The organism is Streptomyces sp. XD-27 (genome assembly GCF_030553055.1).
In the GTDB taxonomy this organism is placed as follows: domain Bacteria; phylum Actinomycetota; class Actinomycetes; order Streptomycetales; family Streptomycetaceae; genus Streptomyces.
On the sequence record NZ_CP130713.1, the window covers coordinates 5,076,999 to 5,098,782 of the forward strand.

Annotated in this window: 19 protein-coding genes; 14 read left to right on the forward strand and 5 right to left on the reverse strand. The window is 74.0% G+C overall.

What is annotated here, in order from left to right:
- Positions 1 to 207: 207 nt before the first annotated feature.
- The 5 genes from Q3Y56_RS22030 (at position 208) to Q3Y56_RS22050 (ending at position 4,883) form a co-directional block, all read left to right on the forward strand.
- Entirely contained in the window at positions 208 to 1,677 is a 1,470-nt protein-coding gene (locus Q3Y56_RS22030; protein WP_304463575.1) for an energy-coupling factor ABC transporter permease, read from the forward strand.
- Between the two features lies 1 nt (position 1,678).
- Positions 1,679 to 2,443, forward strand: coding sequence for a cobalt ECF transporter T component CbiQ (cbiQ, locus tag Q3Y56_RS22035; protein WP_304463576.1), 765 nt, complete (start codon positions 1,679 to 1,681; stop codon positions 2,441 to 2,443).
- Positions 2,428 to 3,204: an energy-coupling factor ABC transporter ATP-binding protein gene (locus Q3Y56_RS22040; protein WP_304463577.1), complete on the forward strand. Its 777-nt coding sequence runs from the start codon at positions 2,428 to 2,430 to the stop codon at positions 3,202 to 3,204. Before cbiQ ends, Q3Y56_RS22040 begins: the two co-directional genes overlap by 16 nt.
- Positions 3,205 to 3,355: 151 nt before the next feature.
- Complete coding sequence (locus tag Q3Y56_RS22045; protein WP_304465729.1) at positions 3,356 to 4,528, forward strand: serine hydrolase domain-containing protein; 1,173 nt, start codon at positions 3,356 to 3,358, stop codon at positions 4,526 to 4,528.
- An 88-nt stretch (positions 4,529 to 4,616) separates the two neighbouring features.
- On the forward strand, positions 4,617 to 4,883 hold the full coding sequence (locus Q3Y56_RS22050; RefSeq protein ID WP_304463578.1) for a DUF1876 domain-containing protein: 267 nt from the start codon (positions 4,617 to 4,619) through the stop codon (positions 4,881 to 4,883).
- A 70-nt stretch (positions 4,884 to 4,953) separates the two neighbouring features.
- Here the strand turns inward: Q3Y56_RS22050 and Q3Y56_RS22055 are convergent, their stop codons facing one another.
- Complete coding sequence (locus Q3Y56_RS22055; RefSeq protein WP_304463579.1) at positions 4,954 to 5,805, reverse strand: DMT family transporter; 852 nt, start codon at positions 5,803 to 5,805, stop codon at positions 4,954 to 4,956.
- Between the two features lie 146 nt (positions 5,806 to 5,951).
- The gene (locus tag Q3Y56_RS22060; protein WP_304463580.1) at positions 5,952 to 6,932 is read right to left on the reverse strand and encodes a LysR family transcriptional regulator; all 981 of its coding nucleotides are present in this window, start codon (positions 6,930 to 6,932) and stop codon (positions 5,952 to 5,954) included.
- A gap of 121 nt (positions 6,933 to 7,053) precedes the next feature.
- Between Q3Y56_RS22060 and Q3Y56_RS22065 the strand changes: the two genes are divergently transcribed.
- Positions 7,054 to 7,443, forward strand: a complete 390-nt coding sequence (locus tag Q3Y56_RS22065) for a VOC family protein (RefSeq protein WP_304463581.1) — start codon at positions 7,054 to 7,056, stop codon at positions 7,441 to 7,443.
- A 52-nt stretch (positions 7,444 to 7,495) separates the two neighbouring features.
- Here Q3Y56_RS22065 and Q3Y56_RS22070 read toward each other — a convergent pair whose 3' ends face one another.
- Together Q3Y56_RS22070 and Q3Y56_RS22075 are read right to left on the reverse strand one after the other, a co-directional pair.
- Positions 7,496 to 9,133, reverse strand: coding sequence for a penicillin-binding transpeptidase domain-containing protein (locus Q3Y56_RS22070; protein WP_304463582.1), 1,638 nt, complete (start codon positions 9,131 to 9,133; stop codon positions 7,496 to 7,498).
- A gap of 103 nt (positions 9,134 to 9,236) precedes the next feature.
- The gene (locus tag Q3Y56_RS22075; RefSeq protein ID WP_304463583.1) at positions 9,237 to 11,006 is read right to left on the reverse strand and encodes a dolichyl-phosphate-mannose--protein mannosyltransferase; all 1,770 of its coding nucleotides are present in this window, start codon (positions 11,004 to 11,006) and stop codon (positions 9,237 to 9,239) included.
- A 100-nt stretch (positions 11,007 to 11,106) separates the two neighbouring features.
- On the opposite strand from Q3Y56_RS22075, the gene rsmI reads away from it, so the two are divergent.
- From rsmI to Q3Y56_RS22105, 6 genes are all read left to right on the forward strand, one after another.
- Positions 11,107 to 11,952 (forward strand): 16S rRNA (cytidine(1402)-2'-O)-methyltransferase, encoded by an 846-nt coding sequence (gene rsmI, locus Q3Y56_RS22080; RefSeq protein ID WP_304463584.1) that lies wholly within the window; start codon positions 11,107 to 11,109, stop codon positions 11,950 to 11,952.
- 326 nt (positions 11,953 to 12,278) lie between these two features.
- On the forward strand, positions 12,279 to 12,617 hold the full coding sequence (locus Q3Y56_RS22085) for a hypothetical protein (protein ID WP_304463585.1): 339 nt from the start codon (positions 12,279 to 12,281) through the stop codon (positions 12,615 to 12,617).
- A 33-nt stretch (positions 12,618 to 12,650) separates the two neighbouring features.
- Positions 12,651 to 13,538 (forward strand): TatD family hydrolase, encoded by an 888-nt coding sequence (locus Q3Y56_RS22090; protein ID WP_304463586.1) that lies wholly within the window; start codon positions 12,651 to 12,653, stop codon positions 13,536 to 13,538.
- 217 nt (positions 13,539 to 13,755) lie between these two features.
- The gene (locus tag Q3Y56_RS22095) at positions 13,756 to 14,889 is read left to right on the forward strand and encodes a resuscitation-promoting factor (RefSeq protein WP_304465730.1); all 1,134 of its coding nucleotides are present in this window, start codon (positions 13,756 to 13,758) and stop codon (positions 14,887 to 14,889) included.
- Positions 14,886 to 15,782, forward strand: a complete 897-nt coding sequence (rsmA, locus tag Q3Y56_RS22100) for a 16S rRNA (adenine(1518)-N(6)/adenine(1519)-N(6))-dimethyltransferase RsmA (RefSeq protein WP_304463587.1) — start codon at positions 14,886 to 14,888, stop codon at positions 15,780 to 15,782. The genes Q3Y56_RS22095 and rsmA overlap by 4 nt, the downstream gene beginning before the upstream one ends.
- Positions 15,783 to 16,156: 374 nt before the next feature.
- Positions 16,157 to 17,041, forward strand: a complete 885-nt coding sequence (locus tag Q3Y56_RS22105) for a 4-(cytidine 5'-diphospho)-2-C-methyl-D-erythritol kinase (RefSeq protein ID WP_304465731.1) — start codon at positions 16,157 to 16,159, stop codon at positions 17,039 to 17,041.
- A 204-nt stretch (positions 17,042 to 17,245) separates the two neighbouring features.
- Here Q3Y56_RS22105 and Q3Y56_RS22110 read toward each other — a convergent pair whose 3' ends face one another.
- Positions 17,246 to 17,479 (reverse strand): type II toxin-antitoxin system Phd/YefM family antitoxin, encoded by a 234-nt coding sequence (locus Q3Y56_RS22110; RefSeq protein WP_304463588.1) that lies wholly within the window; start codon positions 17,477 to 17,479, stop codon positions 17,246 to 17,248.
- Positions 17,480 to 17,591: 112 nt separating this feature from the next.
- On the opposite strand from Q3Y56_RS22110, the gene Q3Y56_RS22115 reads away from it, so the two are divergent.
- Positions 17,592 to 19,394: an ABC-F family ATP-binding cassette domain-containing protein gene (locus tag Q3Y56_RS22115; protein ID WP_304463589.1), complete on the forward strand. Its 1,803-nt coding sequence runs from the start codon at positions 17,592 to 17,594 to the stop codon at positions 19,392 to 19,394.
- Between the two features lie 700 nt (positions 19,395 to 20,094).
- Entirely contained in the window at positions 20,095 to 21,636 is a 1,542-nt protein-coding gene (locus tag Q3Y56_RS22120) for a hypothetical protein (RefSeq protein ID WP_304463590.1), read from the forward strand.
- Positions 21,637 to 21,784: the final 148 nt, after the last annotated feature.

Here is a 21,784-nt window from a genome sequence, read left to right on the forward strand (position 1 = left end):
CGCGGCCCGCCACCGGAGGCCACCGCGGCCGGGCGCGGTGGCCTGCGGGGGCGCGCGTGGTCGGGTGGGCGCCGGGTGCGGGCCCCATGGGCCGCATCCCGCCTGTCAACCGCTCTTGCAAACGGTTTGCATTTGGCCACATCATCAGACGGTTGTCGCCAGGTAGGGCAGTCAGCACAGACAGAACAGGCAGGAGCGGAGCCCCGCATGCATGTCCCCGACGGATTCATCAACGCCCCGGTCTCGGTGGCGGCCGGCGCGGTCGCCGCCGCCGCCGTCGCGGTGAGCCTGCGCGGCGCCCGAAGGGAGTTCGCGGGCGCCGGTGTCGCTGACTCCGGATCCCGGGACTCCGGCTCCGCTGACTCCGGGTACGCGGACTCCGGGTACGCCGGGGGAGGGGGCGCCGAGCGCACAGCGCCGCTGGCCGGCCTGGTCGCCGCGTTCATCTTCGCCGTACAGATGCTGAACTTCCCCATCGGCGCGGGCACCAGCGGACATCTGCTCGGCGGGGCGCTCGCCGCGATCCTCGTCGGCCCGTACACCGGTGTGCTGTGCGTGTCCGTGGTGCTGCTGATGCAGGGCGTGCTCTTCGCGGACGGCGGGCTCACGGCGCTGGGCGTCAACGTCACCGACATGGCCGTGGTCACCACGCTCGTGGCCTACGGCGTGTTCCGGGTGCTGGTGACGGTGCTGCCGCGCGGCAGGCGCGCGGTCACCGTCGCGTCCTTCGCCGCCGCGCTGGTCTCCGTACCGGCCGCCGCCGCGGCCTTCACCGGCCTGTACGCCCTCGGCGGCACGGCGGACGTCCCGATCGGCAAGGTCTTCACCGCCATGGTCGGCGTGCACGTACTGATCGGCATCGGCGAGGCGGCGATCACGGCCCTGACGGTCGGCGCGGTGATCGCGGTACGCCCGGACCTGGTCCACGGTGCCCGGGGCCTGACCCACCGCCTGGAACTGCGCACCGTGGCCGTACGGACGCCGGTGACGTCGGTGGCACCTGCGACGCCGACCGAGGCGGGCAGGCCCGGGCCTGCGCAGGGCGAAGCGACGTCCGCGCGGGACGCGGACGCCCCGGCCGAGGGCGAGGCCGGAAGCGCCACCGGGTCCGCAGGTGGGGCCCCCGCCGCGGTGGACGCGGGCACCGCGCCGGGGGCGCATCCCGGGCGAGGCGTCGCGGCGGCCGAACCCGCCGCGGTGGACGCGCGGCGGGACGACCTCGCGGGGGCCCCGGTGGCCGACGACGAGTCCGCCGCCCCCGCGCCGGGAGGTGGCCGTCGGGGGAACCGGAAGGTCTGGTTCGCCGGGCTGGCCGCCGCGTTGGTCTGCGCCGGCGGCATCAGTTACTACGCCTCCGCCGACCCCGACGGCCTGGAGAAGGTCGCCCAGGACAAGGGCATCGACGCGAAGGCCGAGGAGCACGCCGCCAAGGACTCGCCGCTCGCCGACTACGGCGTCAAGGACGTCTCCGACGCGCGGCTCTCCGGCGGCCTGGCCGGAGTGATCGGCGTCGGCGCCACGCTCCTCGTCGGCTCCGGCCTCTTCGTCCTCGTACGCCGCCGCGAGTCCGGCACCGGCAGCGGCCCGGCCGACACCCACGCCCACGCCGACCGCGACCCCCGCAGCGGCGCCGCGGACAGCGGCCTCGTGCGCGACCGCGACTCCGAGGTCGTCTGACGTGGGTGCCGGGCACGCGCACAAGCTCTACCGGCACGGGCACTCGCCCGTGCACACCCTCCCCCCGCACTGCAAGATCGCGGCCGTCTTCTGCTTCGTGCTGGCCGTCGTCGCCACGCCCCGCGAGGCGTTCTGGGCTTTCGGGCTGTACGCGCTGCTGCTGGCGGCCGTCGCCTTCGCGGCGCGGGTACCGGCACCGTTCCTGCTGCGCCGCATGCTGATCGAGATCCCTTTCGTGGCGTTCGCGCTGCTCATGCCGTTCGTCGCCGAAGGCCCCCGGGTGCACGCGCTCGGCCTGTCGCTGAGCGAGTCCGGGCTGTGGAGCGCCTGGAACATCCTCGCCAAGGGCACCCTGGGCGTCGCCGCGTCCGCCCTGCTGGCCGCCACTACCGAACTGCGCGCGCTGCTGCTCGGACTCCAGCGGCTGCGGATGCCGCCGCTGCTCGTCCAGATCGCGTCGTTCATGATCCGGTACGGGGACGTGATCGGCGACGAGATGCGCCGGATGCGGATCGCCCGCGAGTCACGCGGCTTCACGGCGCGCGGGGTGCGCCACTGGGGCGTACTCGCCAAGTCCGCCGGGGCGCTGTTCATCCGCTCCTACGAGCGCGGCGAACGCGTCCACCTGGCGATGGTCAGCCGCGGTTACACCGGCACCATGCCGGTGATCGACGATGTGACGGCGACCCGCGCCCAGTGGTGTCACGCCGCTGCCCTTCCGCTGGCCGCGCTCGCGGTCTGCCTGACCGGATGGACCCTGTCATGACCACCCCGCCCTCCCACCCCTCCCTTCAGGTATCGGGCCTGGCCTTCGCCTATCCCGACGGGCACCAGGCCCTGTACGGAGTGGACCTGACCATCGCCAAGGGCGAGCGGGTCGCCCTCCTCGGCCCCAACGGCGCGGGCAAGACCACCCTCGTCCTGCACCTCAACGGCATCCTCGGCGGCGGCGCGGGCAGCGTGACCGTCGCCGGGCTGCCGGTCGGCAAGCGGCATCTGGCCGAGATCCGCCGCCGCGTCGGCATCGTCTTCCAGGACCCGGACGACCAGCTGTTCATGCCCACCGTCCGCGAGGACGTGGCGTTCGGACCGGCCGCCGCCGGGCTGCGCGGCCCGGAGCTGGAGGACCGGGTCCGGCGGGCCCTGGAGCGGGTCGGCATGGACGGGTTCGCCGACCGGCCCCCGCACCACCTCTCCTTCGGGCAGCGGCGCCGGGTGGCCGTGGCCACCGTTCTGGCCATGGAACCGGAGATCCTGGTCCTGGACGAGCCGTCCTCCAACCTCGACCCCGCCTCCCGCCGCGAACTCGCGGACATCCTGCGGTCCCTGGACGTCACCGTGCTGATGGTCACCCACGACCTGCCGTACGCGCTGGAGCTGTGCCCGCGCTCGGTGGTGCTCAGCGGCGGAGTGATCGCCGCCGACGGCCGCACCCGCGACCTGCTGTGCGACGTGGACCTGATGCGGGAGCACCGGCTGGAGCTGCCCTTCGGCTTCGACCCGCGCTCGGTGCCCGCCCCGGCGTAGCGCGACCGCTCGGTGCCCGCCCCTGCCTGGCCGACCGCTGGTACCCGCCCCGGCATAAGCCCCCGTGCGGCCGCGTTGCACCATGGCAGGGCACGCCGGCAGTCGGCACGCAGAGCACGCACAGCACGCACGGCAGGAGTACGCAGCAGTGGTGGACGTCCAGGGCACGGTGGCGGACGGCTTCGAACCGGTCCGGGACGCCTTCGCCGAGAACTTCGCGCGGCGCGGCGAGCGCGGCGCCGCGCTCGCCCTCTATCTGCACGGCCGCAAGGTCGTCGACATCTGGGGCGGCACCAAGGACGCCGACGGCGACGAGCCGTGGACCCGCGACACGGCCCAGGTCGTGCGCTCGGTCACCAAGGGCGTCGCGGCCGCCGTCCCGCTGCTGCTCCACCAGCGCGGCCAGCTGGACCTCGACGCCCGCGTCGGCACGTACTGGCCGGAGTTCAAAGCGAACGGCAAGGAGCGGGTGCTGGTGCGGCACCTGCTGGCGCACCGCGCCGGGGTGCCCGTGCTCGACACCCCGCTCACCCCCGGCGAGGCCGTCGACGGGGTCTCCGGGCCGCGCGCCGTCGCCGCCCAGCGACCCGCGTGGGAGCCCGGCACCGCGCACGGCTACCACGCCCAGACGTACAGCTGGACCATCGGCGAGCTGGTCCGCCGCGTCACCGGCCGCACCCTGGGCCGCTGGGTCGCGGAGGAGATAGCCCGCCCGCTCGGGCTGGGTCTGTGGATCGGCCTGCCGGAGGCCGAGCGCGGCCGCGTCGGCCGGATCGCATCGATCGAGCCTCCCGCCGCGCCCGCCGCCCAGGGCAGCCTGCGGCTCCGCCCCAAGCGGTCGGTCGCCGAGGCGTACCAGGACCCCGAGTCGCTGACCCGGCGGGCCTTCGCCGCGATCACCCCGATGCCGGACGAGAACGACCCCGCCTACCGGGCCGCCGAACTCGCCGCGTCCGGCGGCGTCGCCACCGCCGACGGCCTGGCCCGGTTCTATGCCGCGCTCATCGGCCCCGTCCCGTTCGGCCGCCGGCTCTTCGCGCCCGCGACGCTCACCCTGGCCCGTACCGAGGAGGCCGCGGGGCCGGACCGGGTCCTGGTCGTGGGCACCCGCTTCGGCCTCGGCTACATGCTGCACGGCCCCGCCTCCCCGCTGCTGGGCCCCGGCTCCTTCGGCCACCCCGGCCGCGGCGGCTCCCTCGCCTTCGCCGACCCCGAGACCGGCATCGGCTTCGGCTACGTCACCAACGGCATGCAGCGCGGCGTGACGGCCGATCCCCGGGCGCAGGCGCTGGTACGGGCGGTCCGGAAGGTCGTCGCGGAATAGGCGGGCGCCCCCGGCCGCTGGCGTGCGCGCGCCGCGCATCGGCGTGACGATGGTGGAGAGGCGGATACGCACGAGGCGGTGGACCACCATGAGCAAGAACTGGAACGTGCAGATGAGCATCACGGAGTTGGACCGCGTCACCATGTGCGAGGCCCGGCTGACCGGCAAGAACGGCGTGACGCTGGTGGGCGAGGGCTCGGCGCGGGCCAACCCGGCCGACGAGAACGTGCCGGCCATCGGCGATGAACTCGCCGCGGCACGTGCGCTGTCGGACCTGGCGCACCAACTGCTGCACACCGCTGTCATGGACATCGAAGCGCACACGCACGAGACGGTGCGCGGCCTGGAGGTGTGACAACCGGGGGGACCAGAGGTAGGGGGCCGGGGGCGGCCGAGACCCGGCGCCGAGACCCGGCCCGGCAGCGTCAGCCCGCGCGCAGCATCAGCCCGATGCCCAGCACCATCAGGCCCGCCGCCACGAGCCTCGGCCCTCCGAAGCGCTCCTTGAACAGCAACGTCCCGATGGCCGCGCCGACGATGATGGACGACTCGCGCAGGGCGGCGATCGGCGCGAGCGGCGCCCGCGTCTGCGCCCACAGCACGAGCGCGTAGGCCGAGATCGACATGGCGGCGCCGAGCAGGCCGCGCGCGGCGTGCGGGCGCAAGCGCGCCCACAGCCGGTTCCGGTGGCGGGCGTACGCGTACGCCGGGATCAGCGTCCCTTGCAGGACCATCAACCACGCGATGTAGCCCACCGGGGTGCCCGACTCCCGTACGCCCACCCCGTCGACCACCGTGTACGCGGCGATGGACAGCCCCGTCGCGACCGCGGCCAGCAGGGCGGGCCAGTGCGGCCGGGAGCCCGAGCCGCGGATGCCCCACAGCGCGACGCCGACGAGCCCCGCGGACGCGACCGCCACCCCGGCGGTCTGCGCGCCGGCCGGGGTCTCGCCGACGAACGCCGCGGCGAGCACGGTCACCACCAGCGGAGCCGTACCGCGCGCGATCGGATACATCTGCCCGAAGTCGCCGAGGCTGAACGACCGCATCAGCAGCGCCTGGTAGCCGACGTGCAGGATCGCCGACGCGATCAGATACGGCCACGCCCCGGCGCTCGGCACCGGGCTGAAGCAGACGAGCACCGCCGCCATGGCCGTGGCGCCCCCGGCGATCAGGGTGAAGGCGACGAGCTGGTCCTTGATGGTGTGCGCGAGGGCGTTCCAACTCGCGTGCGTCACGGCGGCCAGCAGGACCGCCGCCACTATGAGGGGGGTCACGCGGCGCGCTCGGCGGAAGCGGAAGCGGAGGCGCAAGCGGAAGCGGCAGGGATCACGGGGCACCACGCTAGCGGTAGGTGTACTGGCCACGCGATGTGATGTCGGCCCGCCCGCGGCAAACGGCCGGAATACACCACTCCCCGCCCCTAGGCGCCCGTCGGCCCTACGCGCCCGCCGCCCCCCTGTGCGCCCGCCGACCCTGTGCGCCCGCCGACCCCTCCGCTGTGCGCCGAGCCCTCCGCGTGCGGGTCGACGCCGAGCCGGGTCAGGAACGCGGCGGCGGCCGGCGACGGGCGGTGCCGGCTCCACACCAGGCGCTCCACGCGCCCGGGAGCGTCCCGCACCGGCACCACGGCCAGGCCCGGCAACTCGGCCGCGTACGCGGCGGGCAGCATGCCGATCCCCAGCCCGTTGCGCACCAGCCGGGCCAGGAACTCCACGCCGGACACCTCGAACGCCACCTCGCGCCGCAGACCCGCCGCGGCGAACGCCTCCTCCGACTGGGCGCGGGCCGCCGAGCCCGCGGCGAAGTCGACGAACACCTCCTCGGACAGCCTCCGCAGGTCCACCGTCGCGCCCGGTCCGCCCGCCCGCGCCAGCGGGTGGCCGGGAGCGACCACGGCGACCAGTTCCCCCCGCGCCAGCTCGTGGTCCCGTACGCCCTGGGCCCGGAAGCCGGGCAGCACGCCGAGGAACGCGGCGTCCAGCGCACCGGCGCGGACCTGTTCGAGCAGGTTCTCGCTCGACCCCGCGCGCAGGCTGATCCGCACCTGGGGATGGCGATGGCGGTACTCCCGCAGCACTTGCGCGAGGTCGACGGCGGTCACGGTCGGGATGGCCCCGATCGTCAGCCGCCCCCGGATCTCCCCGGCGGCCGCCGCCACCTCCGCGCGGGCCCGGTCCGCGGCGTCGAGGGCCTGGCGGGCGGCGGGCAGGAATGCCTCACCGGCCGGGGTCAGCCGCACCCGGCGGCTGGTGTGCTCGAACAGCCGCGCCCCCAACTCCTTCTCCAGCCGGGCGATCTGATGGCTCAGCGCCGACTGGACGACACGGCAGCGCTCGGCGGCCCGGGTGAAGTTCGCCGTCTCCGCCACCGCGACGACGTAGCGCATCTGCTGGAGATCCACAGATCCATCGTGATCCACGATCGATCCGATGACAAACATGTGTTGGACTCATGGTCGACCGCCCTGCGAGGCTGAGGTGACGGCGGCAGCCGCCCCCACCACCACCTCAAGGAGACCCGCCATGCGCGTGATCGACTTCGACCACCTCGTCCTGAACGTCGCCGACATCGAGCGCTCCCTGGCCTTCTACTGCGGCCCGCTCGGGCTGGAGCCGGTCCGCGTCGACCAGTGGCGCGCGGGCGAGGTGCCCTTCCCCTCGGTGCGCGTGAGCCCGACGACCATCATCGACCTGATCCAGGGCCCGGACAGCGCGCCGGCCGCCTCCAACGTCGACCACATCTGCCTGGTCGTCGAGCCGCTGGACTGGCAAGAGGTCATCGACTCGGGCGTCTTCACCGTCCTCGACGGCCCCGGCGAGCGCTTCGGCGCCCGCGGCACCGCGCTGTCCCTCTACGTGCGCGACCCGGACGGCAACACCGTCGAACTGCGCTGGTACCCGCAGGACTCCTGAGCGCGCGTGGGGGCCACGAGGGCGCCCCCCACGCGCGCGGGACGAGCCGGGATCAGCCCGCCCTGAGCACCTGCGCCACGATCGGTCCCGCCGAGTCGCCGCCATGGCCGCCCGCCGGGACCACGGCCGCCGCCGCGAGGTCGCCGCGGTAGGCCGTGAACCAGCCGTTCGGCTTCTCCTGGCCGTCGACCTCCGCCGAGCCCGTCTTCGCCCCGATGTCGCCGGGGACGCCCGCCATCGCCTGCGCCGCCGTGCCCGACATGGCCGTCAGCCGCATCAGGTCGCGCAGTTGCTTCGACGTGGCCGGCTTCAGCGACCGCGGCGCCTTGGCGAGCGTACGGCCGTCGAGCGACGGGGAGACGAGGTACGGCTGCCGGAAGACGCCGGTACGGGCGGTCGCCGCCACCGACGCCATGTTCAGCGGGTTCATCCGCACCCCGCCCTGGCCGATCAGCGACGCCGCCTTCGGGGCGTCCTTCTGCACCGGCACCGCGCCGTCGAACGTCGGCACCCCCGCCTGCCAGTTGAGGCCGATGCCGAAGACCTCCCGCGCCTCCTTGGTGAGGGCGTCGTCGGACAGCTTCGGCGCCTGGCTGATGAAGGCGGTGTTGCAGGACCGGGCGAAGCTCTGCTCGAAGGTCCCGCCCTTGATCTCGAACTTCTTGTCGTTCTGGAACTTCCAGCCGCCGTAACTGAAGTACTTGGGGCACGGGTGCGGCTTGCCGTACCGCGCGAGGCCCTTGTCGATCAGCAGCGCCGAGGAGATGACCTTCATCGTGGAGCCGGGCGCGTAGGACCCCTGGAGGGCCGCGTTGAAGCCGTTCGCGGGGGAGTTGGCGATCGCCAGGATCTCGCCCGTGCTCGGCTTCACCGCCACCACCGACGCCTTGGCGCGCTTGTTGACCGCCTGCTCGGCGACGGTCTGGAGACCGGCGTCGAGCGTGGTCTTCAGCGTGCCCGGGGTGCCCTTGGAGAGCACCTTGAGGGTCTCGTCGGGCCGCGCCTTTCCGCCCTTGCCCTTCGCGCGCGCGACCCAGGTCTCCACGCCCGCCTTGCCGCCCGCCTTCTTGCCGTACCGCTCGCGCAGGCCCGCCAGCACGGACTTGAGCGCCGGGTGGTCGGCGGCCCGCAGCTCCTTGCCGTTGCGGTCCAGCGCCTTGATGGGCGGCGCCTCGGCGGGGCCGGTCTTCAGCGCGTCGCCGGGGCCGAGCTTCGGATGCACCACCGAGGGCCGCCACTTCACCACGGGCCGCCCGCTGACCTCCTCGCGTACCACCTCGAGTGCGGAGGAGTACGCCAGCGGGGCCCGCTGTCCGGCGTACGAGATCTGGGCGTTGACCGTGAACGGCACGGACGCGCCGGTGCCGCGGCCCGCCTTGAGCGCCAGCCTCGCCACATGGGCGTCCCTGCGGAAGGAGGCGAGCGCGGCGGTGGCGCCCTCGGTGTCGTCGGTCAGGCCCGCGGCCTTCGCCGTGTCGCCCGCCGCCCACGCGGCGAGGAAGTCACCAGCGGTCGCCTTCACCTCGGCCGCGCTCGGCGGACCGGTCCTGACCTGCTCCGCGGCCGGCTTCTCGTCCGCCCCACCGGTGTCCTTCGACCCGGACGCGGCCGAGCCGCCCCCGCACCCGGCGGTCCCGATGAGCACGGCGAACACTCCGCCGACGACCGCGGCCCTGGCGCCACTCCGCATGCGAGAACCCCCACAGTTCCTCAAAGCCCTTCATCACCTGACGAAGGGCGCGGTGCGCGCACCCTACCGAGAAACACCCCGGCGGTCAGATCCGGCACTCGGATCAGATCCAGGTATCCAGCCACATCCGGCCGCGCCAGTCCTCGACCGGGATCGTCTGACCTGTGTAGATCGGGAAGAAGTAGATGAAGTTCCACAGGATGAGCAGCACCAGGGTGCCCGCGCCGACCGCGCCCACCGCCCGCCGGGTCTCCGTGGCCCCCGGCGGTCCGAGCAGCGCGCCGACCAGCATCGCCACCGCCAGGCACAGGAACGGGACGAACACCACCGCGTAGAAGTTGAAGATCGTGCGGTCCTGGTACAGGAACCACGGCAGATACCCGGCCGCGACCCCGCACAGGATCGCCCCGGCCCGCCAGTCGCGCCGCAGCGCCCAGCGGAAGAGCAGGTACACCAGCGCGCAGCACGCCGCCCACCACAGCAGCGGGGTGCCCAGCGCCAGCACCTCGCGGGCGCACTTCTCCGTCTCGCTCGCCGGGCAGCCCGACTCGCCCGGCTTCGGCGACTCGTAGAAGTAGGAGACCGGGCGGGACTGCACCAGCCAGCTCCACGGGTTGGACTGGTAGATGTGCGGGTCGTCCAGGCCCACGTGGAACTTGTAGACCTCGGTCTCGTAGTGCCACAGGCTGCGCAGCGGGTTGAGCAGCCAGGCGAACGGGCCGTTGTCGCTGTAGCCGCCGCCGCCCGGCTTCGGGGACTCCGCCCAGTGCCGGAAGTAGCCGCTGTGCTGCCATCCCTTCTGGTCCGAGTAGGTGCCGCTGTTGGCGAACCAGCCGGTCCAGGAGGCGATGTACACCGCGATCGCCACCGGCACGGTGGACGCGAACGCCCACGGCAGGTCCCGCCGGGCCACGGCCCGGTACGTGTGCCGGGCGCCCGCCACGCGCCGGGCGCCGACGTCCCACGCCACGGTCATCAGGCCGAACGCGGCCAGCACGTACAGGCCGTTCCACTTCGTCGCGCAGGCCAGGCCCAGGCAGACGCCGGCCCCGATCCGCCACGGCCGCAAGCCCAGCCGCAGCCGTTCGGCGACCGCCGCGTCCGGGCGCGCGTACCCGTCCGGGCCCACCGGCAGCGCGTCCGCCAGCCGGGCCCGCGCCGTGTCGCGGTCGACCAGCAGGCAGCCGAAGGCGGCGACGATGAAGAACATCAGCACCAGGTCGAGCAGCGCGGTGCGGCTCATCACGAAGTGCAGGCCGTCCACGGCGAGCAGCACCCCGGCCACGCAGCCCAGGAACGTCGAGCGGAACAGCCGCCGTCCGATCCGGCAGATCATCAGCACCGACAGGGTGCCGAGCAGGGCGACCATGAAGCGCCAGCCGAAGGGCTCCATGCCGAAGAGCTTCTCGCCGATGCCGATGACCCACTTGCCGACCGGCGGATGCACCACGTACGCGGGCGAGTCGCTGGTCGGAATCGTGCCGTCCAGGATCCGGTCGTTGGCGTCCTTGGGCCAGTTGGTCTCGTAGCCGAACTCCAGCAGCGACCAGGCGTCCTTGGCGTAGTACGTCTCGTCGAATATCACGTCGTCCGGGCTGCCCAGGCGCCAGAAGCGCAGCAGCCCGGCGAAGAGCGCGACGAGCAGCGGGCCGATCCAGCCGATCCACCGCGCCATCCGGGCCGCCGCGGCGGGGCCGACGCCGAGCAGGGCGAACAGCCGCACGTCGGGCTCCGCGTACGGCGGCACCAGCCGGTCGCGGACGTCGGTGTGCGGCCGCCCGACATAGCCGAAGCGGCGCAGCCGGCGCTGCCAGGGAGGCGGTGCGGCGGCGGGTCGGCCGCGCTGGGCCCGGGGCGCGGTGTCACTGGTCACCGCGCCATCGTAGGGAACGCGCCTGTGCCGGCGCCCCGCACGGCCCGCGGCCGCCCGTCCGGGTGGCGGGCGGACGCCGCGGCCCTGGGAGGATGGAGGCGTGACAGGAACGCTCGTACTGGCAGGCACCCCCATCGGCGAGATCGCGGACGCGCCCCCGCGGCTGGCCGCGGAACTCGCGGCGGCGGACGTGATCGCCGCCGAGGACACCCGGCGGCTGCGGCGCCTGACCCAGGCGCTCCAGGTGCAGCCGGCCGGGCGGGTCGTCTCGTACTTCGAGGGCAACGAGTCCGCCCGCACCCCCGAGCTGGTCGAGGCCCTGGCCGGCGGCGCGCGGGTGCTGCTGGTCACCGACGCGGGCATGCCGTCGGTGTCCGACCCCGGCTACCGGCTGGTGGCCGCCGCCGTCGAGCGGGACATCCCGGTCACGGCCGTGCCCGGCCCGTCCGCCGTGCTCACCGCGCTCGCTGTCTCCGGGCTGCCGGTGGACCGCTTCTGCTTCGAGGGCTTTCTGCCGCGCAAGGCGGGCGAGCGGCTGGGGCGGCTGCGCGAGGTGGCCGACGAGCGCCGCACGCTCGTGTACTTCGAGGCCCCGCACCGGCTGGACGCCACGCTCGCCGCGATGGCGGAGGCATTCGGCGCCGACCGGCGCGCCGCCGTGTGCCGCGAGCTGACCAAGACGTACGAGGAGGTCCGGCGCGGCCCGCTGGCCGAGCTGGCGGCGTGGGCGGCCGAGGGCGTACGCGGCGAGATCACGATCGTCGTCGAGGGCGCCCCCGAGCGGGCCGCGCCCGCCCTGGACGCCGCCGAGCTGGCCCGTCGGGTCGCGGTCCGCGAGGAGGCCGGGGAGCGCCGCAAGGAGGCGATCGCCGTGGTGGCGCAGGAGGCCGGGCTGCCCAAGCGCGAGGTGTTCGACGCGGTGGTGGCGGCGAAGAACGCACCGTGAGCGAGCATGCGTTCGACAGCCCCACGAGGAGGTAAAGCGACTATCGTGAAAGGCAAAGCTTAGGCCGCGCACCCCGGGCGTTTCGGCATCACGCCGCCAAATCTGCCCCAAGGAGCGGGCAGGGCTGCTGCGGTCCCGTCGGGAAAGGCGTCCACTGGAGGTGGGACGTTCAATCCCGGACGACTTGTCCTGCGGACAAGAGGAGCTGCTGCCATGAGCGAGACCACGCGTACCCCGGCGCCGCGAGCGGTGCCCACCGAACCGTCCACACCACGCTGCCCCCGACGGCCCGCGAGGTCGTCCATGAGGCGTACGCCTTCGCCTGCATGCGCTGCGGGCACGGCTGGGAGCAGGCGTACGAGATAGAGCACCACGTGGACGCGGAGGGCCGCCCCTTCGTGGTGTACCTGGCCGGGGGCAAGCGCGTGCCGTCCCCGCTGACCCGCCCCAACTGCACCAACTGCGGCGGCCACGTCGTCCGGATCATGCGGTCGGGCCAGGTCAGGTCGTTCGCCGGGCGGGACCGCCAGCCGCCGGCCGGGCCGCTGGTGCCGGCCCAGGACCTGGTGACCACGGAGGCGAGCGCCGACGCCCCCGCCGCGACGGGCCGCCACTGGCACCTGTCGGACCTGCTGCACCCGTTCCGCAACCGCCACCGCGAATGAGCCGCCGCGGGCGCGGTCCCTAGAATCGCGCCCATGAGCTCGAACGACACCCCGCCACCGCTCCCGGAGCCGCTCCGGGTGCCGGTGGCGGACTCGCACACCCACCTCGACATGCAAGCCGGAACGGTCGAGGAGGCCCTGGCCAAGGCCGCCTCCGTCGGCGTGACGACCGTCGTCCAGGTGGGGTGCGACGTCGCGGGCTCGCGCTGGGCGGCGGAAACGGCCGCCGCCTGGGAGAACGTGTGGGCCGCGGTGGCCCTGCATCCCAACGAGGCGCCCCGGATCGTGCACGGGGACCCGGCGGGCACGCCCCGGCAGGGGCCGCGCGAGCCGGGCGGCGAGGCCGCCCTGGACGCCGCCCTCGCCGAGATCGACGCCCTCGCCGCGCTGCCGCACGTACGCGCCGTCGGCGAGACCGGTCTGGACTTCTTCCGCACCGGCCCGGAGGGCGTGGCCGCGCAGGAGCTCTCCTTCCGCCGCCACATCGACATCGCCAAGCGGCACGGCAAGGCCCTGGTCATCCACGACCGGGAGGCCCACGACGACGTGCTGCGCGTGCTGGCGGAGGAGGGCGCGCCCGACGCCGTGGTCTTCCACTGCTACTCCGGCGACGCCGCGATGGCCCGAATCTGCGCCGACCGCGGCTACTACATGTCCTTCGCGGGCAACGTGACGTTCAAAAACGCCCAGCCGCTGCGCGACGCGCTCGCCGCCGCCCCGCCGGAGCTGGTCCTGGTCGAGACGGACGCGCCGTTCCTGACCCCGGCCCCGTTCCGGGGGCGGCCCAACGCGCCGTATCTCATCCCGGTCACGCTGCGGGCGATGGCCGAGCTGAAGGGGATGGAGGAGGACGCGCTCGCCGCGGCGGTCGCGCGGAACACGGCGCGCGCGTTCGGATACGAGGCCGCCGCCCCTGCGTAGCGACGGTGCCATCGGACAGACGTATCAACGGTGGCGTTAACCCAGCGTAGTGACAGCACTTTGGAGCGTCACCCCGCGTGCCGCTAGAGTCCCGGCCCCCAGTACCGCCCGGACCCCGTGGAGTGTCGTCTTGAGAGAGCCGCAGACCGGCCAGGCGTGGGCCAGCCCCGCGCGGGACGGCAGACGGGCGGGCGGCGGCGGTCGCCACGCCGCCCCCGTGGCCCGCTGCGCAGCGCGCGGCGCCCATGCCGCCGGGCGGCGCCAGCCGCCCGGCCGCCTGCTGCCCCAGGCCCTGGTCGTCGCCGCGCTCGCGGGCGGCACCTCCGCCTTCGTCACGCAGGACAGGGCCGTCACGCTGGACGTCGACGGCACCAGGCGGACCCTGCACACCTACGCCGACGACGTCGCCGAGCTGCTGACGGAGGAGGGCCTCGCGGTCGGCGCGCACGACGTCGTCGAACCGGGTCCGGCCCGGCCGCTCGCCGGCGGTGACGAGGTCGTCCTGCGCCACGGCCGCCCGCTCACCCTCACCCTCGACGGCGAGCGCCGCCGCGTGTGGACCACGGCCCGCACCGTGGCGGAGGCGCTGGACGAGCTCGGCGTCCGGGTGGCCGGCGCGTATCTGTCGCTCCCGCGGGAGACGCCCGTGCCCCGCCACGGCCTGACGTTCGCCGTCCGCACCGCCCGGCGCGTCACCTTCATGGCGGACGGGCGCGAGCACACCGTCGTGACCAACGCGGCCACCGTCCGGGACGCGGTCCGGGAGGCGGGGCTGACCCTGCACGGCGAGGACACCACCTCCGTACCCGGCGACAGCTTTCCCCGCGACGGGCAGACCGTCTCGGTCCTGCGGATCACCGGAACCACCGAGTACCGCGAGGTCGCCGTGCCGTTCCGCACCGTGCGGCGGCCGGACCCGACGGTCTTCCGGGGCACCGAGGTGGTGACGCGCACCGGCGCGCCGGGTGTCGAGCGGATCGCGTACGAGGTGCGGACGGTCAACGGCGTACGGCAGCGGCCCCGCCGCACCGGGACCGAGACGCTGCGGTCCCCCGTGGACCGGGTCGTGCGGTTCGGCACCCGCCCGCTGCCGACCTCGGTCGCGGGCGCCGACGGGCTGGACTGGGACGCGATGGCCCGCTGCGAGTCGGGCGGCCGCCCCGACGCGGTCGACGCGTCGGGCACGTACGGCGGGTTGTACCAGCTCGACGCGCACACCTGGCGCGACCTGGGCGGGCAGGGCCGCCCGCAGGACGCGCCCGCGGCCGAGCAGACGTACCGGGCCAAGAAGCTGTACGTGCAGCGGGGGGCGAGCCCCTGGCCGGGTTGCGGCCGTAAACTTCACCGGTGAGCTCCGCCGATCCGCACCCCCACGGCCCCGACGTCCTGCTGGGCGCCGCCGACATCCGCCAGCTGGCCGCGACGCTGGGCGTACGCCCCACCAAGCAGCGCGGCCAGAACTTCGTCATCGACGCCAACACCGTCCGCCGGATCGTCCGGACCGCGGACGTGCGGCCCGACGACGTCGTCGTCGAGGTCGGGCCGGGCCTCGGCTCGCTGACGCTGGCACTGCTGGAGGCCGCGGACCGGGTGATCGCCGTGGAGATCGACGACGTGCTGGCGGCCGCGCTGCCCGGCACGGTCGCGGCCCGGCTGCCCGAGCGCGCCGACCGCTTCGCGCTGGTGCACACCGACGCCATGCACGTGGCTGAACTGCCCGGCCCGCCGCCGACCGCGCTGGTGGCCAACCTGCCGTACAACGTCGCGGTGCCCGTGCTGCTGCACATGCTGGCGACGTTCCCGACCATCGACCGCACGCTGGTGATGGTGCAGTCGGAGGTCGCCGACCGGCTGGCCGCCCGCCCCGGTTCGAAGGTGTACGGCGTGCCGTCGGTGAAGGCCGCCTGGTACGCCGAGGTCAAGCGCGCGGGCGCGATCGGCCGCAATGTCTTCTGGCCCGCCCCGAACGTCGACTCCGGCCTCGTCTCGCTCGTCCGCCGCACCGAGCCGCTGCCGACGACCGCCACGAAGGAGCAGGTCTTCGCGGTCGTCGACGCGGCGTTCGCCCAGCGCCGCAAGACCCTGCGCGCCGCCCTCGCGGGCTGGGCGGGCTCGGCCGCGGCGGCCGAGACGGTCCTGGTCGCCGCGGGCATCTCGCCGCAGGCGCGCGGCGAGGCCCTGGACGTCGAGCAGTTCGCGGCGATCGCCGAGGCGAGGCAGAAGATCCAGGGAGCGGGAGTATGACGGCGCACGAGCGGATGGCCCGCGCGGCGGGCCGGGAGGGCACTGTCCCCGTGGACGGCGGCGAGCCGCGTGCACCGCATGGTGCGGACGTCGCCACCGCGGCCTGCGGCGGCGCGGGCACCTCTGGGCCCCTGGGCGCGGAGACCGGCGTGCGCGCGGGAACGTCCCGCGGCGGCACCGGAGGTTGCTGTGGCGGGGCGGATGCCGAAGCCGGCCACGCGCCGCGCGTTGGCGCCGTCGGCGCCTCGCCGGCGGAGGATCCGGCCGGCGCCGCCCCCACCGGGGCACCGGTCCCGGCGGCCGCCGCCGATGCGGGCGCGGCCCGCGCCTCGGGCGCGCCCCGGCGCGGCTCCGCCGCGGGCGTCACCGTCCGCGTGCCCGCCAAGGTCAACGTGCAGCTCGCGGTCGGCGCGCCGCGTGCCGACGGCTTCCACGACCTGGCCAACGTCTTCCTCGCGGTCGACCTCTACGACGAGGTCACCGTCACCCCCGCCGACGCGCTGCGCGTGACCGTCTCCGGACCCGACGCCCACCTGGTCCCCCTGGACCGTACGAACCTGGCCGCGCGCGCCGCCGAGCTGCTCGCCGCCCGCCACGGGGTGGCGGACAGCGGCGTCCACATCCACATCGCCAAGGACATCCCCGTCGCGGGCGGCATGGCGGGCGGCAGCGCCGACGGCGCCGGGGCGCTGCTGGCCTGCGACGCGCTGTGGGGTACGGGGGCGACCCGCGCCGAACTCCTCGACATCTGCGCCGAACTGGGCAGCGACGTACCGTTCAGCCTGGTCGGCGGGGCGGCCCTGGGCCGGGGCCGGGGCGAGCTGCTCACCCCGCTCGACGTCGGCGGCACCTTCCACTGGGTCTTCGCGCTCGCCGACGGCGGGCTGTCCACCCCGGCCGTCTACCGCGAGTGCGACCGGCTCCGCGCCGACGCGGACGTACCGGAGCCGGAGCCGTCCCCGGTGCTCCTGGAGGCGCTGCGCATCGGCGACGCCGACGCGCTGGCCGCCGCCATGGCCAACGACCTCCAGCCCGCGGCCGTCTCGCTGCGCCCCGCGCTCGCCGACACCCTCCGTGCGGGCACCGATGCCGGAGCCTTCGCCGCCCTGGTCTCCGGCTCCGGGCCTACCACGGCCTTCCTCGCGGCGGACGCCGACGCGGCCGAGCACATCGCGGCGGCCCTGCGCGCCTCCGGCACCTGCCGGACGGCGCGGGTGGCCGCCTCACCCGCCCCGGGGGCAACGGTCGTCGCGCGTTAGCGGTGCTCCGTGGCCTGTGGCGGGCTGCTCCCGGCCCGGCCCCCTACCGGCTGCGGTGATGTGCGGCTCCGCCGCGTGGGGGTTTGCCCCGGGCCCCAGGGTTCAGGGTGTAACCCCTGGTTTCGGGAAGGGGCGGAGTGGGGGGCTCGTCACCTCCCGCGGTTCTCCGAGCCCGGCCCGGCGAGCATCACCCGGTGAGCCACCTCACCGCGCCCCTCCGTGCTCCAGGCCGTCGATCGCGGCCAGCAGCCGCCGGGCGTTCTCAGGGCTGCGGAGAAGGTAAGCGGTCTCCTTCAAGGACTCGTACTCGTCAAGTGCGACGATCACCACGGGTTCGCGCCCACCGCGCGTCACCACGACCTCTTCGCGGTCGTTGACCACCGCGTCGAGGGTTTCGGCGTAGTTCGCCAGCGATTCGCCGAAGGACATCGTCCGCATGCCGCCTCCCAGAGTGATGCGAGAGCAACCTTACGTACACGGGGGTGTGGGAGGCAGCCTCCTGCGGCGCCGTACCCTGGGAAGCTGATCGGCCCCCAGTAGCAGGAGTGAGATGGCCACCAACCTCGTCAATCTGGAAGCCGTCAGCAAGGTGTACGGCACGCGCGCCCTGCTCGACGGCGTCTCCCTCGGCGTCAGCGAGGGCGACCGGATCGGCGTCGTCGGCCGCAACGGTGACGGCAAGACCACGCTCATCCGGATCCTCGCCAAGCTGGAGTCCGCCGACGACGGGCGCGTCACGCACGCCGGGCACCTGCGGCTCGGGGTGCTGACCCAGCACGACTCGCTCGACCCGGCCGCCACCGTCCGGCACGAGGTCATCGGCGACCTCGCCGACCACGAGTGGGCGGGCAACGCCAAGGTCCGCGACGTGCTCACCGGGCTGTTCGGCGGGCTGGACCTGCCCGCCTTCCCGCAGGGGCTGGACACCGTCATCGGCCCGCTCTCCGGCGGCGAGCGCCGCCGTATCGCGCTCGCCAAGCTGCTCATCGCCGAGCAGGACCTGATCGTCCTCGACGAGCCCACCAACCACCTGGACGTGGAGGGCATCTCCTGGCTGGCCGGGCACCTGAGGGCGCGCCGCTCGGCGCTGGTGGTCGTCACGCACGACCGCTGGTTCCTGGACCAGGTCTGCACCCGCATGTGGGACGTGCAGCGCGGCGCGGTCCACGAGTACGAGGGCGGCTACAGCGACTACGTGTTCGCCCGCGCCGAGCGGGAGCGCATCGCGGCCACGGAGGAGGTCAAGCGGCAGAACCTGATGCGCAAGGAGCTGGCCTGGCTGCGGCGCGGGGCGCCGGCCCGTACCAGCAAGCCGCGGTTCCGTATCGAGGCGGCCAACGAGCTGATCGCGGACGTGCCGCCGCCGCGGGACACCGCGGAGCTGATGAAGTTCGCCAATTCCCGCCTCGGCAAGACCGTGTTCGACCTGGAGGGCGTGACCGTCCAGGCCGGGCCCAAGACGCTGCTGAAGCATCTGACCTGGCAGCTCGGCCCCGGCGACCGGATCGGCCTGGTCGGCATCAACGGCGCGGGCAAGACCTCCCTGCTGCGGGCGATGGCCCAGGCGGCCCGTACGGAGGGCGAGGAGCAGCCCGCGGCCGGTCGCGTCGTGGTCGGGAAGACCGTCAAGCTGGCCTACCTCTCCCAGGAGGTCGCCGAACTCGACCGCGACTGGCGGGTGCTGGAGGCGGTGGAGCGGGTACGGCAGCGGGTGGACCTCGGCAAGGGCCGGGAGATGTCCGCCTCCCAGCTGTGCGAGAAGTTCGGCTTCACCAAGGAGAAGCAGTGGACGCCGGTCGGCGACCTGTCCGGCGGCGAGCGGCGGCGGCTGCAGATCCTGCGGCTGCTGATGGACGAGCCGAACGTGCTGTTCCTGGACGAGCCGACGAACGACCTGGACATCGAGACGCTGACGCAGCTGGAGGACCTGCTCGACGGGTGGCCCGGCTCGCTCGTGGTGATCAGCCACGACCGGTACTTCATCGAGCGCACCACCGACCGGGTCTTCGCGCTGCTCGGCGACGCCACGCTGCGGATGCTGCCGCGCGGGCTCGACGAGTACCTGGAGCGGCGCCGGACGATGGAGGAGGCGGCCGAGGCGAAGGTGCTCGCCTCCGTCGCCCCCGAGAAGCAGAAGCCCGCGGGCGACACACGCGCCGCGAAGAAGGAACTGCAGCGCATCGAGCGGCGGCTCGACAAGATCGGCGAGCAGGAGGCGAAGCTGCACGAGCAGATCGCCGAACACGCGACCGACTTCGAGAAGGTCGCGGGACTGGACGCGACCCTGCGCGAACTGGCGGGGGAGCGCGAGGAACTGGAGACGCGCTGGCTGGAGCTGGCCGAGGACGTGTGAGCCTCCGCGCTCGGCCGACCGCCGCGCATGAGGGCGCCCGACCCCGCGGTCGGCCGGATCGCCCCTGACCCCGAGTCAGCAGGTCGCGGCCACGTCACGGCCCGGTCTCAGCTGCTTTATAGGGTTGAGACCGGTCCCTGCCGTGTCCGCGTCGAGTGATACAAAGAACTCCCGCTAGCCAGCCCTTGACTGACGGGCAGCATGTCCGATTCGCTCCTTCCCAGAGGGATTTGACCTCCGGGATCGCGGGGGAGGCCGGTCGGCGCATGGGTCCGTGCGAGAAGGAAATCCCGATGTCACAGCCGCCCCAGCCGCCCAATCAGCCGCCGACGGGCGGCTTCGGCGCGCCTCAGGACCCTCCGCCCGCAGGAGCGCCGACCCCCGGTTTCGGCGCTCCGCAGCCGTCGTACGGCTATCCGCAGCAGCCCCCGGGCACGCCGCCGCCGGGATACGGCTACCCGCAGCAGCCGCAGCAGCCCGGCTACCCGCAGGCGCCCGGGCAGCCGCCGCAGACCCCGCCGCCGCCCGGCCCCCGGGCGCTCCGACCCCGCCGCCGCCCGGTCCGCCCGGGGCGCCGGCCACGCCGCCGCCCGCCCCGCCGCAGACCCCGCCGCCGGGAGCCGGCGGCTACGGCTACCCGGGGCAGCCTGCCGGCGGGCAGCCCGGAGCACCCGCGCACGCCCAGCCCACCCAGGTGGCGATGCCCGCGCAGCCGTACGGCACCGGTCAGCAGCAGCCCTACGGGACGTACCCCACGCAGCCCCAGCCGCAGATGCCCGGCGGCGGTCCGGGTGACGGTGGCGCCGGTGGCGGCGGGAAGTCCAAGCAGCGTCTGATGATCATCGTGAGCGCGGTCGTCGCGGTCGCCCTGATCGCCGCCGCCGGGATCTTCTTCCTCACCAAGAAGGACGACTCCGAGGACGACCCCAAGCCGAAGCCCACGGCGAGCGGCACCCAGGGCGGCGGCACCGGCGGCAAGGACGTCTTCAAGGAGCAGCCGGCGCCCCAGCCCATCGACGCCAAGGCCCTCGTCAAGGTCCCGATGCCGAAGACCAAGAAGGGCGAGCTCGTCCGCATCGACGGCATCTGGGCCACCGACAAGGTGTTCGCCAAGGCCAGCGCCTACGCGATCGTCGGCTACCCGGCGAACGGCGGCAGCAAGGCTCTGTGGACCCGTCCGCTCGACGGCGAGATGTGCTGGGCCTCGCCGCACGTCAATGACAAGGGCCAGACCGCGATCGTCTTCAAGGAGGCCAAGCCCACCAAGAAGGAGGAGTACCCGGGCTGCACCGAGGTCGGCCTGCTCGACCTGAATTCCGGGAAGCTCGTCTGGCAGAAGCACGCCAACGGCTCGACCGGGAAGGCGACGTTCAACGAGGTGACCATCTCCGGTGACACCGTGGCGGCCGGCAGCCGCTACGACGGCGGTGGCTGGGCCTGGTCGACCAGCGGCGACGAGCTGTGGGCGCCGAGGGGGTCCGACGAATGCGAGGACCAGGGCTACGCCGGCGACGGCAAGAAGCTCGTGCGGGTCAGGATGTGCGGTGCGACCGACACCCCTCAGGTGAAGGTCGAGCGGATCGACCCGAAGACCGGTGAGACGCAGTCGGAGTACACGGTCCCGCAGGGCATCGATGATGTGCATGTCGCGTCCGTGGACCCGCTCGTCATCGGGGTCGAGGCGGGCGAGTCGAAGAGCAATGGCGCCTCTGACTTCTTCGTGCTGAACGACAGCGAGAAGACCGCCACGCTGCGCTCCAAGATCTCCACGGAGAACGGCAAGTACTCCGTGGGGTGCGGCTCCTATGTCGAGGACTGCCACGGGGTCGCGGTCAGCCGCCAGACGGACAAGCTGTTCATGGCCACGGAGAAGCGCTACTCCTCCTCCGGCCCGAGCAACGAGGTGGTGGCCTTCAGCCTTGAGTCCGGCAAGGCCGTCGGCAAGGCCGACGGGGTTCCCGAGGTCGAGCTCACCCCGCTGATGACGGACGAGAACGGCTATGTGATCGCCCTCCAGCAGGCCGCCTTCGACAGGGGCGGCGTGGTCCTGCGTATCGACCCGAAGTCGTACGACAAGGCCGTGCTGATGAACCTCCCGCTGGAGTCGGCCGCCTTGCAGCGGCGGTACGCCATCCTGGGCGACAACGAGCTCGCGTACGTCAACGGGCGCCTGTTCATGGGCGAGTCCAGGGTGCTCGACCCCGACGGGGAGACCCCCCTGGCCGTGGGCTTCGGCGGCTGATCCGCCTCCGGCGCCCACCCCGGCGCCACCCGCGCGACGCGGCCCCGCCCGTACCACCGTGTACGGGCGGGGCCGCTGCCGTACGTGGCGCCGACGGCGGGGATTCCGCCAATCCGGGGGCTTCTCCGCGGTATCGGGGACGGGGCGT

Coding starts and splice junctions, on each gene's coding strand:
- Q3Y56_RS22115 (WP_304463589.1), top strand. CDS start 17,592: ATGGCCACCAACCTCGTCAATCTGGAAGCCGTCAGCAAGGTGTACGGC.
- Q3Y56_RS22120 (WP_304463590.1), top strand. CDS start 20,095: ATGCCCGCGCAGCCGTACGGCACCGGTCAGCAGCAGCCCTACGGGACG.
- Q3Y56_RS22050 (WP_304463578.1), top strand. CDS start 4,617: ATGAGCAAGAACTGGAACGTGCAGATGAGCATCACGGAGTTGGACCGC.
- Q3Y56_RS22030 (WP_304463575.1), top strand. CDS start 208: ATGCATGTCCCCGACGGATTCATCAACGCCCCGGTCTCGGTGGCGGCC.
- Q3Y56_RS22040 (WP_304463577.1), top strand. CDS start 2,428: ATGGACCCTGTCATGACCACCCCGCCCTCCCACCCCTCCCTTCAGGTA.
- Q3Y56_RS22090 (WP_304463586.1), top strand. CDS start 12,651: ATGAGCTCGAACGACACCCCGCCACCGCTCCCGGAGCCGCTCCGGGTG.
- Q3Y56_RS22065 (WP_304463581.1), top strand. CDS start 7,054: ATGCGCGTGATCGACTTCGACCACCTCGTCCTGAACGTCGCCGACATC.
- Q3Y56_RS22070 (WP_304463582.1), bottom strand. CDS start 9,133: ATGCGGAGTGGCGCCAGGGCCGCGGTCGTCGGCGGAGTGTTCGCCGTG.
- Q3Y56_RS22085 (WP_304463585.1), top strand. CDS start 12,279: ATGCGCTGCGGGCACGGCTGGGAGCAGGCGTACGAGATAGAGCACCAC.
- Q3Y56_RS22110 (WP_304463588.1), bottom strand. CDS start 17,479: ATGCGGACGATGTCCTTCGGCGAATCGCTGGCGAACTACGCCGAAACC.